Here is a 13,741-nt window from a genome sequence, read left to right on the forward strand (position 1 = left end):
GGAGGGCGGGCGCGGGTCCCGGCTCGCGCCGGGCCGGCACGAGGCGCGGGTCCCGGCCCGCAGGGGGGCGCGGGGTCAGGGGAGCTTGGTCACGTCTCGGACCGCGCCCTTGTCCGCGCTCGTCGCCATCGCCGCGTACGCCCGCAGCGCCGCCGACACCTTGCGGGTGCGGGACTTCGGGGCGTACGTGCCCGCCAGCGCCTCGCGGCGGGCCGCCAGGGTCTCGTCGTCCACCAGCAGTTCGATCGCGCGGTCCGGGATGTCGATGCGGATGCGGTCGCCGTCCTCGACCAGGGCGATCGTGCCGCCCGACGCCGCCTCCGGGGACGCGTGGCCGATGGACAGGCCCGACGTACCGCCCGAGAAGCGGCCGTCGGTGATCAGCGCGCAGGTCTTGCCGAGGCCGCGGCCCTTCAGGAACGACGTCGGGTACAGCATCTCCTGCATGCCCGGGCCGCCCTTGGGGCCCTCGTAACGGATGACGACGACGTCACCGTCCTTGACCTGCTTGTTCAGGATCTTCTCGACGGCCTCCTCCTGCGACTCGCAGACGACAGCCGGGCCCTCGAACGTCCAGATCGACTCGTCCACGCCGGCCGTCTTCACGACGCACCCGTCCACCGCCAGGTTGCCCCTCAGCACGGCCAGGCCGCCGTCCTTGGAGTAGGCGTGCTCGGCGGAGCGGATGCAGCCGTTCTCCGCGTCCAGGTCCAGCGCCTCCCAGCGCTCCGACTGGGAGAACGCCTCCGCCGAGCGGACGCAGCCGGGCGCCGCGTGCCACATCTCGACGGCCTCGGGCGACGGGGAGCCGCCGCGCACGTCCCAGGTCTTCAGCCAGTCCGCCAGGGACGGGCTGTGGACGGCGTGGACGTCCTCGTTGAGCAGTCCGGCGCGGTGCAGCTCGCCCAGCAGGGCGGGGATGCCGCCCGCGCGGTGCACGTCCTCCATGTAGTACGTGCGGTCCTTCGCGACGTTCGGCGCGACCTTCGCCAGGCACGGCACGCGGCGCGAGACGGCGTCGATCTCCTCCAGGCCGAACGGCACCTCCGCCTCCTGCGCGGCGGCCAGCAGGTGCAGGATCGTGTTGGTGGAGCCACCCATGGCGATGTCGAGGGCCATGGCGTTCTCGAACGCGGCGAACGTGGCGATGTTGCGCGGCAGCACCGACTCGTCGTCCTGCTCGTAGTACCGCCTCGTCGCCTCGACGACCGTGCGCGCCGCGTTCTCGTACAGGGCGCGGCGGGCGGTGTGGGTGGCGAGGATGGAGCCGTTGCCCGGGAGGGACAGACCGATGGCCTCCGTCAGGCAGTTCATCGAGTTGGCCGTGAACATGCCGGAGCAGGAGCCGCAGGTGGGGCAGGCGTTCTCCTCGATGCGGAGGATGTCCTCATCGGAGATCTTGTCGTTGACCGCGTCGGAGATCGCGTCCACCAGGTCGAGCGTGCGGACCGTGCCGTCGACCAGCGTGGCGCGGCCGGACTCCATGGGGCCGCCGGAGACGAAGACCGTCGGGATGTTGAGGCGCAGCGCGGCCATCAGCATGCCCGGGGTGATCTTGTCGCAGTTGGAGATGCAGATCAGCGCGTCGGCGCAGTGCGCCTCGACCATGTACTCGACGGAGTCGGCGATCAGGTCGCGGGAGGGCAGCGAGTACAGCATGCCGCCGTGGCCCATGGCGATGCCGTCGTCCACGGCGATCGTGTTGAACTCGCGCGGGATCGCGCCCGCCTCGCGGATGGCGTCGCTGACGATCCGGCCGACCGGCTGGAGGTGGGTGTGGCCGGGGACGAACTCGGTGAAGGAGTTCGCGACGGCGATGATCGGCTTGCGGCCGATGTCCTCGCCCGGTACCCCGGACGCGCGCATAAGGGCGCGGGCGCCCGCCATGTTGCGGCCGTGGGTGACTGTGCGGGACCTCAGCTGGGGCATCGTCGCTCGCTCCTCATCAGAGAGACTGGCTCCTTCGAGCGTACGCCGCCCCTCCAGGAAGTGGACAGCTTGTCCGGATAGCGGGACGTCCGGGTCGCCTGCCGGTCACCGCGCGAGGGCCGTCCGCCGGTCACCGCGCGAGGGCCGTCCGCCGGTCACCGCGCGAGGGCCGTCCGCCGGTCGCCCGCGCGGGCCCGTCACTCCTCCGTCAGGTACCGCTGCAACGTCGGCGCGACCAGCGCCACGATCGCCTCCGGCTCCGCCGACGCCAGCGGCTCCACCTGGATCACGTACCGCAGGACCGCGATGCCGATCATGTGCGAGGCGGCCAGCTCCGCCCGGAGCCGCGGGTCCGGTACGTCGAGGTCCCGCGCTACCCGCTCCAGCAGCCGCCGCAGCACGAACCCGCGCAGCACCTTCGCCGCCGCCTCGTGGGTGAGCGCCGAGCGGATGACCGCCAGGAGCGGCGCGCGCGTCGCCGGGTCCTCCCACACGTCGAGGAAGTACCTGGCCAGCCGCTCCCCCACGCCCTCCGGGCCGGGGCCGACCACGGCGGGGACGATCAGCGCGGGCTCGAAGCTCACCTCGACGGCCGCCGCGAACACCTCGTCCTTCGTGCCGAAGTAGTGGTGGACGAGGGCCGCGTCCACCCCGGCGGCCTTGGCGATGCCGCGCACGGACGTCTTGTCGTAGCCCCGCTCGGAGAACTCGGCGCGGGCCGCCTCCAGGATGCGCTCGCGGGCGCCGGGCCCGTCGGCGCGCTCGGCGGCGGGCGGCCGGCCACGGCCCCGGCGCGGCGCGGACCCGGCCCCGGGCTGGGGGCGCGTCACGGAACGCGGGCCGACGACGCCAGGTGCTGCCGGGTGAAGGCCAGCGCCTCGGCGAGGTCGGCCTCCCGTTCGGCGGCGGACATGGCGCGCCGCGTGTTGACCTCGATGACGACGTGCCCGTCGAAGCCGGTGCGCGCCAGGTGCTCCAGCAGCTCGGCGCACGGCTGCGTGCCCCGGCCCGGTACGAGGTGCTCGTCCTTCGCGGAGCCGCGCCCGTCCGCGAGGTGGACGTGGCCCAGCCGGTCGCCCATCCGGGACACCATGGCCATCGCGTCCGTCCGGGCGGTCGCCGTGTGGGAGAGGTCCACCGTGTAGTGGCGGTAGTCGTCCTTGGTGACGTCCCACTCGGGGGCGTACGCGAGCATCTCGCGGTCGCGGTAGCGCCACGGGTACATGTTCTCGACGGCGAACCGCACGTCCGTCTCGTTCGCCATCCGCCAGATGCCGGAGACGAAGTCGCGCGCGTACTGCCGCTGCCAGCGGAACGGCGGGTGCACGACGACCGTCGAGGCGCCGAGCTTCTCCGCCGCCGCCCGGGCGCGCTGGAGCTTGACCCACGGGTCGGTGGACCAGACGCGCTGGGTGATCAGCAGGCAGGGGGCGTGCACGGCGAGGACGGGCACCTGGTGGTAGTCCGAGAGCCGCCGCAGGGCCTCCAGGTCCTGGCTGACCGGGTCCGTCCACACCATGACCTCGACCCCGTCGTAGCCGAGGCGCGCGGCCACCTCGAAGGCCGTCGCCGTCGACTCCGGGTAGACCGAGGCCGTCGAGAGGGCGACCTTCGCGCGGGGAAGGCGCCCCACCTGCCGCTCCGCTTGCTCTGCCACGTCTGCCACGAGGGAAAGGGTACGGGCCCGGCCGGTCACTCGGGGAGGTGGTCCAGGCGTCGCAGGATGACGCCCTCGCGCAGCGCCCACGGGCAGATCTCCACCGCCTCGACGCCGAACAGGTCCATCGCGGCCTCCGCGACCAGCGCCCCGGCCAGCAGCTGGGCGGCCCGCCCCGCCGACACACCGGGCAGCCCGCAGCGCTGCTCGACGGTCATGGCGGCCAGCTTCGGCACCCACGACTCCAGTGACGAACGACTCAGTACGCGCTGCACGTACTCGCCCTCGCCGGAGCCGGGCGCACCCGCGAGCCGGGCCAGCTGCTTGAACGTCTTGGACGTGGCCACGACGTGGTCGGGGCGGCCGAAGCGGGCGAACTCGCCGACCGTCCGGGCTATCGCCGCGCGTACGTGGCGGCGCAGCGCCTTCACGTCGGCAGGGTCCGGCGGGTCGCCCGGCAGCCAGCCCGCCGTGAGCCGCCCGGCGCCCAGCGGCAGGGACACGGCCGCGTCGGGCTCCTCGTCGATGCCGTACGCGATCTCCAGCGAGCCGCCGCCGATGTCGAGGAGCAGCAGTTTCCCCGCCGACCAGCCGAACCAGCGGCGGGCCGCGAGGAACGTGAGCCGGGCCTCCTCCTCGCCGGTGAGGACCTGGAGGTCCACGCCCGTCTCGGCCTTCACGCGCGCGAGGACGGCGTCGGCGTTGGCGGCGTCGCGGATGGCGGAGGTGGCGAACGGCAGGACGGCCTCGCAGCCCTTCTCCTCGGCGGTGTGCACGGCGTCCCCGACGATCGTGACCAGCCGGTCGACGCCGGGGGCGCCGACCGAGCCGTCCGGGTCGAGCAGTTCGGCGAGGCGCAGCTCCACCTTGTGCGAGTGGGCCGGCAGCGGGCGGGCGCCCGGGTGGGCGTCCATCACCAGCAGGTGCACCGTGTTCGAACCGACGTCGAGGACTCCGAGTCTCATGCCAGCACGCTAACCGCTCCGGCGCGCCGCGCTGCGCCTACGCTGGGAGGGTGCCAAAGACGAAGAAGGCCAAGCCGGGCAAAACGGGACCCGGCACGAAGCGCGACCTCCTGACGGCCGAGGTCGTCGGTCCCGGCGCGGTCCCCCCGGTGCCGGAGGTCCCCGAGGACGACGAGAAGGGGCTGGACTTCCCGCGCGCGTGGGTGGAGTTTCCCGACCCGGCGGACGAGGAGCAGGTCTTCCGCTGTGACCTGACGTGGCTGACGTCCCGCTGGACGTGTGTCTTCGGCAGCGGCTGCCAGGGCATCCAGGCGGGCCGCGCCGCCGACGGCTGCTGCACGCTGGGCGCCCACTTCTCCGACGAGGACGACGAGAAGCGGGTCGCCGGGTTCGTGGACCGGCTGACGCCCGAGCTGTGGCAGTTCCACGACGAGGGGACGGAGTCGGGCTGGGTTCAGCTCGACGAGGACGGCGAGCGGCAGACGCGCCGCTGGCAGGGGTCCTGCATCTTCCAGAACCGGCCGGGCTTCGCGGGCGGCGCCGGGTGCGCCCTGCACATCCTGGCGCTGCGGGAGGGGCGCGAGCCGCTGGAGACGAAGCCGGACGTGTGCTGGCAGCTGCCGGTGCGGCGGACGTACGACTGGATCGAGCGGCCGGACGACACGAAGGTCCTCCAGGTGTCGATCGGCGAGTACGACCGCCGGGGCTGGGGCCCTGGCGGGCACGACCTGCACTGGTGGTGCACGTCCGCGACCTCGGCGCACGGCGCGGGCGAGCCGGTGTACGTCACGTACCGGCCGGAGCTGACCGAACTGATGGGCAAGGCGGCGTACGACGTGCTCGTCGGGCTGTGCGAGGCGCGGCTGGCGTCCTCGCTGCCGCTGGTGGCCCCGCACCCGGCGGACCCTGCCCCGCCCCGGCCCCCGAGGCAGGCCCGGACGTCGGACCCGGCGGGACCGGCGGCGCCTGCCGTCGGATAGCGGTCACCGCGGTCGTCCGGGCGCGCGCCGGTCGCCGCGGCCGGGGCGGGCGCTGCTCGCCGCGGCCCGGGCAGGTCACCGGGGCTGCGGGTCGGAGGCCGGGGGTTCCGACGCGGGCGGGTCCGTCGCCGGGGGCGGGGTGTCCGTCGGCGCGGGCGGCTCGGAGGACGGCGGGGGCTCCGACGCCGGGGGCGGCTCACTGCCGGCGGGCGGCGTCGGCGCCGGGCCGGGCGGTGTCTCCTGCGGGGCGGTGGGCGGCGCCGACGGCCGGTCCGACGGCTTGGGGCGGGCCGGGGCGGCGGGGCGGTCGCCGCTGCCGTACCCGGTGAGCGAGACCACCGCGCCGGACGGGCTGACGTGGATACGGGCGCTCCAGGGGCCGCGCGGTTCCCGGGCGCGGTCGACGGAGACATACACCGTGACGGACGTGCCCGGCTCCAGCGTTCCCGACGTGCGGCTCGCGTACAGCCAGGGGGCGTCCGTCCACAGGGACCAGCCGACGGGGCTCCCGCCGGTCGCGGTGAGCGTCAGCATCGTCGCGTCGCCGTACGGGCGGGCCGTCACCGTGACGCGGCCCGGTCCGGTACGGCCGGAGAGCGCGGGCGAGTGGGCCGAGCCGCTGCTGAGGACCTCGACGGAGACGTCCGGCGCCTGGCGCGGCTTGCGGGACCGGGGGTCGGCGTGGGCGCTGCCCGCGTTGGCGTAGTGGCTGCCCGCGGACCGGCCGCCCGCCTCGTCGGTGGCGCTGAACGCCGGGTCGCCGCGCCCGTCGCCGACCGCCGTGTCGCCCCGGTACGCCGCCCACAGCGCGAGGACGGGCGCCGCGACGACGGTGGCGACGACGGTGGTGGTCACCGCGCGGGCGCGCATCCGGTCGCGGCGCGCGGCGTGGTCCTTGGGGTCCAGCGGGAATCCGTCGCGCCCGAAGCGCGGACCGGCGGAGCGCGCGCGGGGGGCGTGCAGCATCGCCGCGTACGCCGCCGGGCGCGGTGCCGGTACGAGCGGCAGCGTGGCGGGGGTGACCGTCGAGCCCGGCCACGGGCCCGCCGCCTCGGCGCGTTCGGCCGTACGGCGGCACCGCGGGCAGTCGTCCACGTGCCGCACCAGTTCCCGCCGCAGCGCGGCCGACAGCAGCACCCGGTGGTCGCCGGTCAGCCGGGCGACGGCGGGGCACGTGCCGGTCTCGACCACCGCCAGGGCTGCGCGGGTGCGCTCCACCTCGCACGCGGCGGCCGACAGCAGCTCCCGGGCGGCCTGCGGGGTCATGCCCAGGACGGCGGCGACCTCGGGCGCGCCCATCTGGTGCCGTACCGCGAGCTCCAGGGCCTCCCGCTGCTCCGGGGTCGTACCGGCCGCCTCCGGCCAGGCGAGCAGGGCCAGCTCGGCGCGGCGCCCGGCCTCGTCGTCGGCGGCGGCCTGCTGGACCGGGGCGGGCTCGGACGTGTGGGGGGCGTGAGGCACTTGAGCGGTGTGGGGCGCGGGCCCGGCGTGCGAGGCGGCGGACCGGGGCGCGTGGGCGGCGTGCGGGGCGGTGGACCGCGCGTGAGATGGGTGAGGAGCGGGGTGGGGCGTGCGGGGCGCGGGCTTGGCGGCGCGCGAGCCGTCCTTGTGCGCCGGGCGCCGGGAGGGCGCGCCGCTGTGCCGGGCGCGCCGCCGCCGGGCCAGTTCGCGCAGGCAGACCCAGCGGGCGAGCGCGTACAGCCACGCCCTGCGGAGCGACGGCTCGGCGGGACAGCGCCCGTGGTGGCGCTCGGCGACGGCCAGCACCTCGCCGAGCACGGTCGTCGCCGCGTCGTGGTCGCACAGCACGGAGAGGCAGTACGTGAACAGGCCGTCGAGGTACGGCTCGTACCGGGCGGGCGGGCGCTGCACGACGGCCCGGGGCCCGCTCCGGGGCGCGCGGCGCCGCGCCCGGTGTGCGCCGGTGGTGTACGTGGGGTGCTCCAGCCTGCTGCTCGTCACCCGGACGACCGTAGGCCGCCCGAGGCACACTCCTCGTACCGCTCCCGCACTTTTAAGCCTTATGGGTGAACGTATCCCTCGAAAGAGGACAGCGGAATTTGCCAATGCCCCGTGCCGGACATAGAGGACACCCGCTTCGGGGGTGCGGGCGTGGACCGTCCGGCCGGGCGGGAAGCGAGGGCGGGGGTCCCGGGCGGCGCGGCTCGTTGTCAGTGGGGGCCGTTACGGTGGGCCGCATGGCTGCCCGTACGAAATCCTCCAAGGACCGGCCGTCCTACCGCTGCACCGAGTGCGGCTGGACGACCGCCAAGTGGCTCGGCCGCTGCCCCGAGTGCCAGGCGTGGGGGACGGTGGAGGAGTACGGCGGCGCGCCCGCCGTGCGGACCACGGCCGCCGGGCCCGTGTCCACGGCAGCGGTGCCGATCGGGCAGGTGGACGGGCGGCAGGCCACGGCCCGCTCGACGGGCGTGGACGAGCTGGACCGGGTGCTGGGCGGGGGGCTGGTGCCCGGCGCGGTCGTGCTGATCGCGGGCGAGCCCGGCGTCGGCAAGTCGACGCTGCTGCTGGACGTGGCGGCGAAGGCGGCGAGCGCCGACCACCCGACGCTGTACGTGACGGGTGAGGAGTCGGCGAGCCAGGTGCGGCTGCGGGCCGACCGGATCGGCGCGCTCCACGACCATCTGTACCTGGCCGCGGAGACGGACCTGTCGGCGGTCCTCGGCCACCTGGACGCGGTGAAGCCGTCCCTGCTGATCCTCGACTCCGTCCAGACCGTGGCGTCGCCGGAGATCGACGGGGCGCCGGGCGGCATGGCCCAGGTGCGCGAGGTGGCCGGGGCGCTGATCCGGGCGTCCAAGGAGCGCGGGATGGCGACGCTGCTGGTGGGCCATGTCACGAAGGACGGCGCCATCGCGGGCCCCCGGCTGCTGGAGCACCTGGTGGACGTGGTGCTGCACTTCGAGGGCGACCGGCACGCGCGGCTGCGGCTGGTGCGGGGCGTGAAGAACCGGTACGGGGCGACCGACGAGGTGGGCTGCTTCGAGCTGCACGACGAGGGGATCGTGGGCCTGGCCGACCCGAGCGGGCTGTTCCTGACCCGGCGCGCCGAGCCCGTGCCGGGCACGTGCCTGACGGTCACGCTGGAGGGGCGGCGGCCGCTGGTCGCCGAGGTGCAGGCGCTGACGGTGGACTCGCAGATCCCGTCGCCGCGGCGTACGACCTCGGGCCTGGAGACGTCCCGGGTGTCGATGATGCTGGCGGTGCTGGAGCAGCGGGGGCGGATCAGCGCGCTCGGCAAGCGCGACATCTACAGCGCGACGGTCGGCGGCGTCCGGCTGTCCGAGCCCGCGGCGGACCTGGCGGTCGCGCTGGCGCTGGCGTCGGCGGCGTCCGACACGCCGCTGCCGAAGAATTTGGTGGCCATCGGCGAGGTGGGGCTCGCCGGGGAGGTGCGGCGCGTGACGGGCGTGCAGCGGCGGCTCGCGGAGGCGCACCGGCTGGGCTTCACGCACGCGCTGGTGCCGACGGACCCGGGGAAGGTGCCCGCCGGGATGCGGGTGGTCGAGGTGGCGGACGTGGGCGAGGCCCTCCGGGTCCTGCCCCGCACCCGCCGAGGCTCGGGCACCCCGGCGGCAGCGGAGTAACCGGGCAGAGCGGGGCGGACCGGGGCCCGCGCGGAGCGGGGCGGACCGGGCCCGCGCAGAGCGGGGCGGACCGCGTCCCGGGCAGCCCGGGGCCCGGGGCGGACCGGGCAGACGGCGCCCGGCCGGTCCAGGACGAGCGGGGGGCAGACAGGCGGACGGGGCCGGGGGTGGGCCGGGCAGACCGGGGCCGGAGGCGCCTGGGTAGACCGGGGGGCTGCCGGGTAGATCGGGAGGCGGTGCGGCCCGAAGCCCCGCCCGTGGCCGGGCCCCCCGATGAGGGGGATTTGTCGGCGGAGCCACTGGTGCGGTGGGGGTCGCTAGACTTTGGGCTGGTCTCGCCCACCCGTACGAGCCGGAGGAGTGCAGTGGCAGCCAACGACCGGGCAACACCCGGAAAGTCGGGCGGAGGCTCCGGCAACGAAGCGCTGATGCGCGCGTCCCTCAGCGCGGTCGCCCCCGGCACGGCGCTCCGGGACGGACTGGAGCGCATCCTCCGCGGCAACACGGGCGGGCTGATCGTCCTCGGCATGGACAAGACGGTCGAGTCGATGTGCACCGGCGGCTTCGTGCTGAACGTCGAGTTCACCGCGACCCGTCTGCGCGAGCTGTGCAAGCTCGACGGCGCGCTCATCCTCGACAAGGACATCACCAAGATCCTCCGCGCCGGTGTCCAGCTGGTCCCCGACGCGTCGATCCCGACCGAGGAGACCGGCACGCGGCACCGCACGGCGGACCGGGTGTCCAAGCAGTGCGGCTTCCCGGTGATCTCCGTGTCACAGTCGATGAGGCTGATCGCCCTGTACGTGGACGGCGAGCGCCGCGTCCTGGAGGAGTCCGCCGCGATCCTGTCGCGCGCGAACCAGGCCCTCGCCACGCTGGAGCGGTACAAGCTGCGCCTGGACGAGGTGGCCGGGACGCTCTCCGCGCTGGAGATCGAGGACCTGGTCACCGTCCGGGACGTGACGGCCGTGGCGCAGCGCCTGGAGATGGTCCGCCGCATCGCCACGGAGATCGCGGAGTACGTGGTCGAGCTGGGTACGGACGGCCGCCTCCTCGCGCTCCAGCTCGACGAGCTGATCGCGGGCGTGGAGCCCGAGCGGGAGCTGGTCGTACAGGACTACGTGCCCGAGCCGACCGCGAAGCGGTCCCGCACGGTCGCGGAGGCGCTGACGGAGCTGGACGCGCTGTCGCACGCCGAGCTGCTGGAGCTGCCGACGGTGGCCCGCGCGCTCGGCTACAGCGGTTCGCCCGAGACCCTCGACTCGGCCGTGTCGCCGCGCGGCTACCGGCTGCTGGCGAAGGTGCCGCGCCTGCCGGGCGCGATCATCGAGCGGCTCGTGGAGCACTTCGGCGGCCTCCAGAAGCTGCTCGCCGCGAGCGTGGACGACCTCCAGACCGTGGACGGCGTCGGCGAGGCCCGCGCCCGCAGCGTCCGGGAGGGCCTGTCGCGCCTCGCCGAGTCGTCGATCCTCGAACGGTACGTCTGACCCGCGAGGCGCTCGAACGCCACGCCCGAGCCGTAGCGGCGCGCGGTGCGGGGCCCGGCGCCCCGCCGCTCAGTCCTTCGCCAGCGTGATGGACGACCGCAGCACGCCCTTGACGCCCGGCACGGTGGCCTCCGCCAGGTAGGTGCCGGGGCCCGCCGTCTGCACCGGCGGCGTGGCGCAGCGGGGCGCGCTGTGGCGGCGGTCCCACTCGATCACGTACGTGGCGGTGCCCCCGCCCGGCACGGCGACGTACACGCTGCCGGGGCCCTTGGGGCAGTCCTTGGACGACCAGATCTCGTCGCCGCCCTCGTCACTGATCGTCAGGACGGCCGTGGCTGGGCCCAGATCGGTCTTGCATCCGGCCCCGGAGCCGTTGCGCGCGGTCAGCCGGAACCGCGGCTTCTCCCCGGGGGCGTACGAGACCTTCGTGCTGCTCAGCGTCAGCTGGAGGGCGCCCGGGGCGCAGTTCGGCAGCGGCGAGTCGGCCGGGACCTGCTGGGCCGAGCCCGTACCGGAGCCGCCCGCACCGCCCGTGCCCGCACCCGGGCCGGAGCCCGCGCCCCCGCCCGTACCGGACCCGGAGTCCCCGCCCGTACCGGAGCCGCCCGCGCCGGAGCCCGTACCGGGACCGGCCGTACCGGAGCCTCCCGTACCGGCCGGGCCGCCGGGGCTCTCGGACGCGCCGGCCTCGTCCCGGCCGCCCGGCTGTGCGCTGATGGCGGAACCGGACGGCGAAGGGCCCGGTGTGATGGAGGGCGCGGGAGAACCGGCGTTGGCCCCGTCGGCGCCCGTCCGGGAGCCGTCCCCACCGGAGCTGACGAACCATACGATCAGCGCGGCGAGCAGCGCGACCACGGTCGCGAAGACCGCCCTCCGCCGCCAGTAGATGGAGGAGGGAAGCGGCCCGACCGGATTGCGCAGAGATCCCACGGCGAAAACTGTACGAGAGATCACGGCCAACTCCCGCGTCCCCCGCCGGTGATACGCCAGATTTTGCCGATGATCACATCTCCGTGGCCGGTTTGCGAGCACCCGCGGGCGCGTCGTCGGCGGATGGCGCCGAACGAGTGGTTCCGGCGGCCGGGTACCGTCCGTCCTCATGAGTGAGGACCTCTATCGCACCGTCACCGACTTCGCCCGGGACACTCCGTCCTGGGTGCACGTCTTCGCCGAGATCGGCACGGACGCCGGACTGCTGATCTTCGGCGTGCTGTTCGTCGTCGCCTGGTGGCGGGTGCGCCCCGCCGACGGGCGAGCGGTGGCGATCGCCGCGCTCGCGCCGGTCGCCACCGCCTTCGGGTACGTCGTCAGCGAGACGCTGAAGTCGCTGGTGGACGAGGAGAGGCCGTGCCGCGCCGTGGTGGGCGCCGTCGCCTCGATCGCCGAGTGCCCCCCGTACGGGGACTGGTCGTTCCCGAGCAACCACTCGGCCATCGCGGGCGCTTCGGCGATGGCGCTGGCGCTGGCGTGGCGGCGGATCGCGTGGCTGACGATGCCGCTGGCCGTGGTGATGGCGTTCTCGCGGGTGTTCGTCGGCGTGCACTACCCGCACGACGTGGCCGCGGGCCTGGTGGTGGGCGCCCTCGCGGTGATCCTGTTCGTCCGGCTGCTGACCGGCCCAGCCCAGCGGCTGGTGGAGACGATGCGTACGAGCCGTTCCGGCGCCGCGCGGTGGCTTGCCGGGCCGGGCCCCGACGTGGACCTGGCGACGGCGGTGCCCCGGCAGCGCACCCGTGGCCGCCGCGCCGCCCCGCGCCGCGAGCCGGGCCGCCGCCGGGTCTCCTGACGGACCGGCGCCCGGTCCGCTGGGGGCGCGGCGGGCGGTGAAGGGGGCGGGAGCGCGGAAAAGCCGTCCGGCCATGTCAGGATCGGAGGGCCATGACTGCGACCGAGACTCCTGAAGCGGCCCCGCTCCCCCCGGCCCCGGCCTCCGCCCGCCCCGCCCCCTCCCCCGCCTCCGCCCCCGCCGCGCCGGGCACCCACGCCCCGGCCGAGCACCTCCACACGCCCGTCCTGGCGTGGTTCGAGCAGCACGCCCGCGACCTGCCCTGGCGGCGCCCCGAGGCGGGTGCCTGGGGCGTGATGGTGAGCGAGTTCATGCTCCAGCAGACACCCGTGAACCGGGTCCTGCCGGTGTACGAGCAGTGGATGGCCCGCTGGCCGCGCCCCGCCGCGCTCGCGGCCGAGGCGCCCGGCGAGGCGGTCCGCGCCTGGGGCCGGCTGGGCTACCCGCGCCGCGCCCTGCGGCTGCACGGTGCCGCCGTCGCCATAACGGAACGGCACGGCGGTGACGTACCGCACGACCACGCCCAGCTGCTGGCGCTGCCCGGCATCGGGGAGTACACGGCGGCGGCGGTGGCGTCGTTCGCGTACGGCAGGCGCCACCCGGTGCTGGACACGAACGTGCGCCGGGTCTTCGCCCGCGCGGTGACCGGCGTCCAGTACCCGCCGAACGCCACGACAGCCGCCGAGCGCAGGCTCGCCCGCGCCCTCCTGCCCGACGACGAGGCGACGGCGGCCCGCTGGGCGGCGGCCTCCATGGAGCTGGGCGCCCTGGTGTGCACGGCACGGGGCGAGGACTGCGGGCGCTGCCCCATCGCGGGGGCGTGCGCCTGGCGCCTGGCCGGGAAGCCCGCCCACGACGGCCCGCCCCGGCGCGGCCAGACGTACGCGGGCACCGACCGGCAGGTGCGCGGCAAGCTGCTCGCCGTCCTGCGCGAGGCGACCGCCCCGGTGCCGCAGGCCGCGCTCGACGCCGTCTGGCACGACGCGGTGCAGCGGGCCCGGGCGCTGGACGGCCTGGTCGCGGACGGCCTGGTGGAGCCGCTGGACGGCGGCCGCTACCGGCTCCCGTCGACCTGACCCGCACGCCCGTCGCCGGGCTCCCGTCCGCCTGCCCCGCACGCCCGGCGCGAGGCCTCCCGGGCCGTCTCCCTCCGCGTCCCCGCCCTCACGCACCGCTTGTGACAGCGCCGCTGTTACACAACCGATGGGCAGCCGTGCGCCCGCCGAAGGGTGGACCGGACAGTGCCGTGACAAGCGCTCCGTAGCTTCTCCTGTGTCAGCGCGGGACACCGGCCGAAGTGGCCGGAGGCGCTGCGGGGACCACGGCTTGTCA

At 75.4% G+C, this 13,741-nt stretch carries 11 protein-coding genes; 5 read left to right on the forward strand and 6 right to left on the reverse strand.

Annotated features, from left to right (window positions below):
- Nucleotides 1-75: 75 nt before the first annotated feature.
- The 4 genes from ilvD to J116_RS11510 form a co-directional block, all read right to left on the reverse strand.
- The gene (gene ilvD, locus J116_RS11495) at nt 76-1,929 is read right to left on the reverse strand and encodes a dihydroxy-acid dehydratase (RefSeq protein ID WP_023587219.1); all 1,854 of its coding nucleotides are present in this window, start codon (nt 1,927-1,929) and stop codon (nt 76-78) included.
- 197 nt (nt 1,930-2,126) lie between these two features.
- Nucleotides 2,127-2,759, reverse strand: a complete 633-nt coding sequence (locus tag J116_RS11500; RefSeq protein WP_023587220.1) for a TetR/AcrR family transcriptional regulator — start codon at nt 2,757-2,759, stop codon at nt 2,127-2,129.
- Nucleotides 2,756-3,562: a sugar phosphate isomerase/epimerase family protein gene (locus tag J116_RS11505; protein WP_023587221.1), complete on the reverse strand. Its 807-nt coding sequence runs from the start codon at nt 3,560-3,562 to the stop codon at nt 2,756-2,758. Before J116_RS11505 ends, J116_RS11500 begins: the two co-directional genes overlap by 4 nt.
- A gap of 59 nt (nt 3,563-3,621) precedes the next feature.
- Entirely contained in the window at nt 3,622-4,551 is a 930-nt protein-coding gene (locus J116_RS11510; RefSeq protein ID WP_023587222.1) for a Ppx/GppA phosphatase family protein, read from the reverse strand.
- A 110-nt stretch (nt 4,552-4,661) separates the two neighbouring features.
- On the opposite strand from J116_RS11510, the gene J116_RS11515 reads away from it, so the two are divergent.
- On the forward strand, nt 4,662-5,531 hold the full coding sequence (locus J116_RS11515) for a hypothetical protein (RefSeq protein WP_099048230.1): 870 nt from the start codon (nt 4,662-4,664) through the stop codon (nt 5,529-5,531).
- A gap of 75 nt (nt 5,532-5,606) precedes the next feature.
- On the opposite strand, the gene J116_RS11520 is transcribed toward J116_RS11515, so the two are convergent.
- Nucleotides 5,607-7,493, reverse strand: a complete 1,887-nt coding sequence (locus tag J116_RS11520) for a BACON domain-containing protein (RefSeq protein WP_023587224.1) — start codon at nt 7,491-7,493, stop codon at nt 5,607-5,609.
- A 236-nt stretch (nt 7,494-7,729) separates the two neighbouring features.
- On the opposite strand from J116_RS11520, the gene radA reads away from it, so the two are divergent.
- Together radA and disA are read left to right on the forward strand one after the other, a co-directional pair.
- Nucleotides 7,730-9,136 (forward strand): DNA repair protein RadA, encoded by a 1,407-nt coding sequence (radA, locus tag J116_RS11525; RefSeq protein ID WP_023587225.1) that lies wholly within the window; start codon nt 7,730-7,732, stop codon nt 9,134-9,136.
- Between the two features lie 365 nt (nt 9,137-9,501).
- Complete coding sequence (gene disA / locus J116_RS11530) at nt 9,502-10,623, forward strand: DNA integrity scanning diadenylate cyclase DisA (protein ID WP_023587226.1); 1,122 nt, start codon at nt 9,502-9,504, stop codon at nt 10,621-10,623.
- A gap of 69 nt (nt 10,624-10,692) precedes the next feature.
- Here disA and J116_RS11535 read toward each other — a convergent pair whose 3' ends face one another.
- Entirely contained in the window at nt 10,693-11,553 is an 861-nt protein-coding gene (locus J116_RS11535) for a hypothetical protein (RefSeq protein WP_051203475.1), read from the reverse strand.
- Between the two features lie 169 nt (nt 11,554-11,722).
- Between J116_RS11535 and J116_RS11540 the strand changes: the two genes are divergently transcribed.
- Together J116_RS11540 and J116_RS11545 are read left to right on the forward strand one after the other, a co-directional pair.
- Nucleotides 11,723-12,409, forward strand: coding sequence for a phosphatase PAP2 family protein (locus J116_RS11540; protein WP_023587228.1), 687 nt, complete (start codon nt 11,723-11,725; stop codon nt 12,407-12,409).
- A gap of 92 nt (nt 12,410-12,501) precedes the next feature.
- Nucleotides 12,502-13,485: an HhH-GPD family protein gene (locus J116_RS11545; RefSeq protein WP_023587229.1), complete on the forward strand. Its 984-nt coding sequence runs from the start codon at nt 12,502-12,504 to the stop codon at nt 13,483-13,485.
- The last annotated feature ends 256 nt before the right edge of the window (nt 13,486-13,741 follow it).

The sequence above is a fragment of the Streptomyces thermolilacinus SPC6 genome, assembly GCF_000478605.2.
Lineage (GTDB): Bacteria > Actinomycetota > Actinomycetes > Streptomycetales > Streptomycetaceae > Streptomyces > Streptomyces thermolilacinus.

What these genes read in the sequence shown, in the direction of transcription:
- J116_RS11510 (WP_023587222.1), bottom strand. Translation starts at nt 4,551, where the DNA reads ATGAGACTCGGAGTCCTCGACGTCGGTTCGAACACGGTGCACCTGCTG.
- ilvD (WP_023587219.1), bottom strand. Translation starts at nt 1,929, where the DNA reads ATGCCCCAGCTGAGGTCCCGCACAGTCACCCACGGCCGCAACATGGCG.
- J116_RS11540 (WP_023587228.1), top strand. Translation starts at nt 11,723, where the DNA reads ATGAGTGAGGACCTCTATCGCACCGTCACCGACTTCGCCCGGGACACT.
- radA (WP_023587225.1), top strand. Translation starts at nt 7,730, where the DNA reads ATGGCTGCCCGTACGAAATCCTCCAAGGACCGGCCGTCCTACCGCTGC.
- J116_RS11545 (WP_023587229.1), top strand. Translation starts at nt 12,502, where the DNA reads ATGACTGCGACCGAGACTCCTGAAGCGGCCCCGCTCCCCCCGGCCCCG.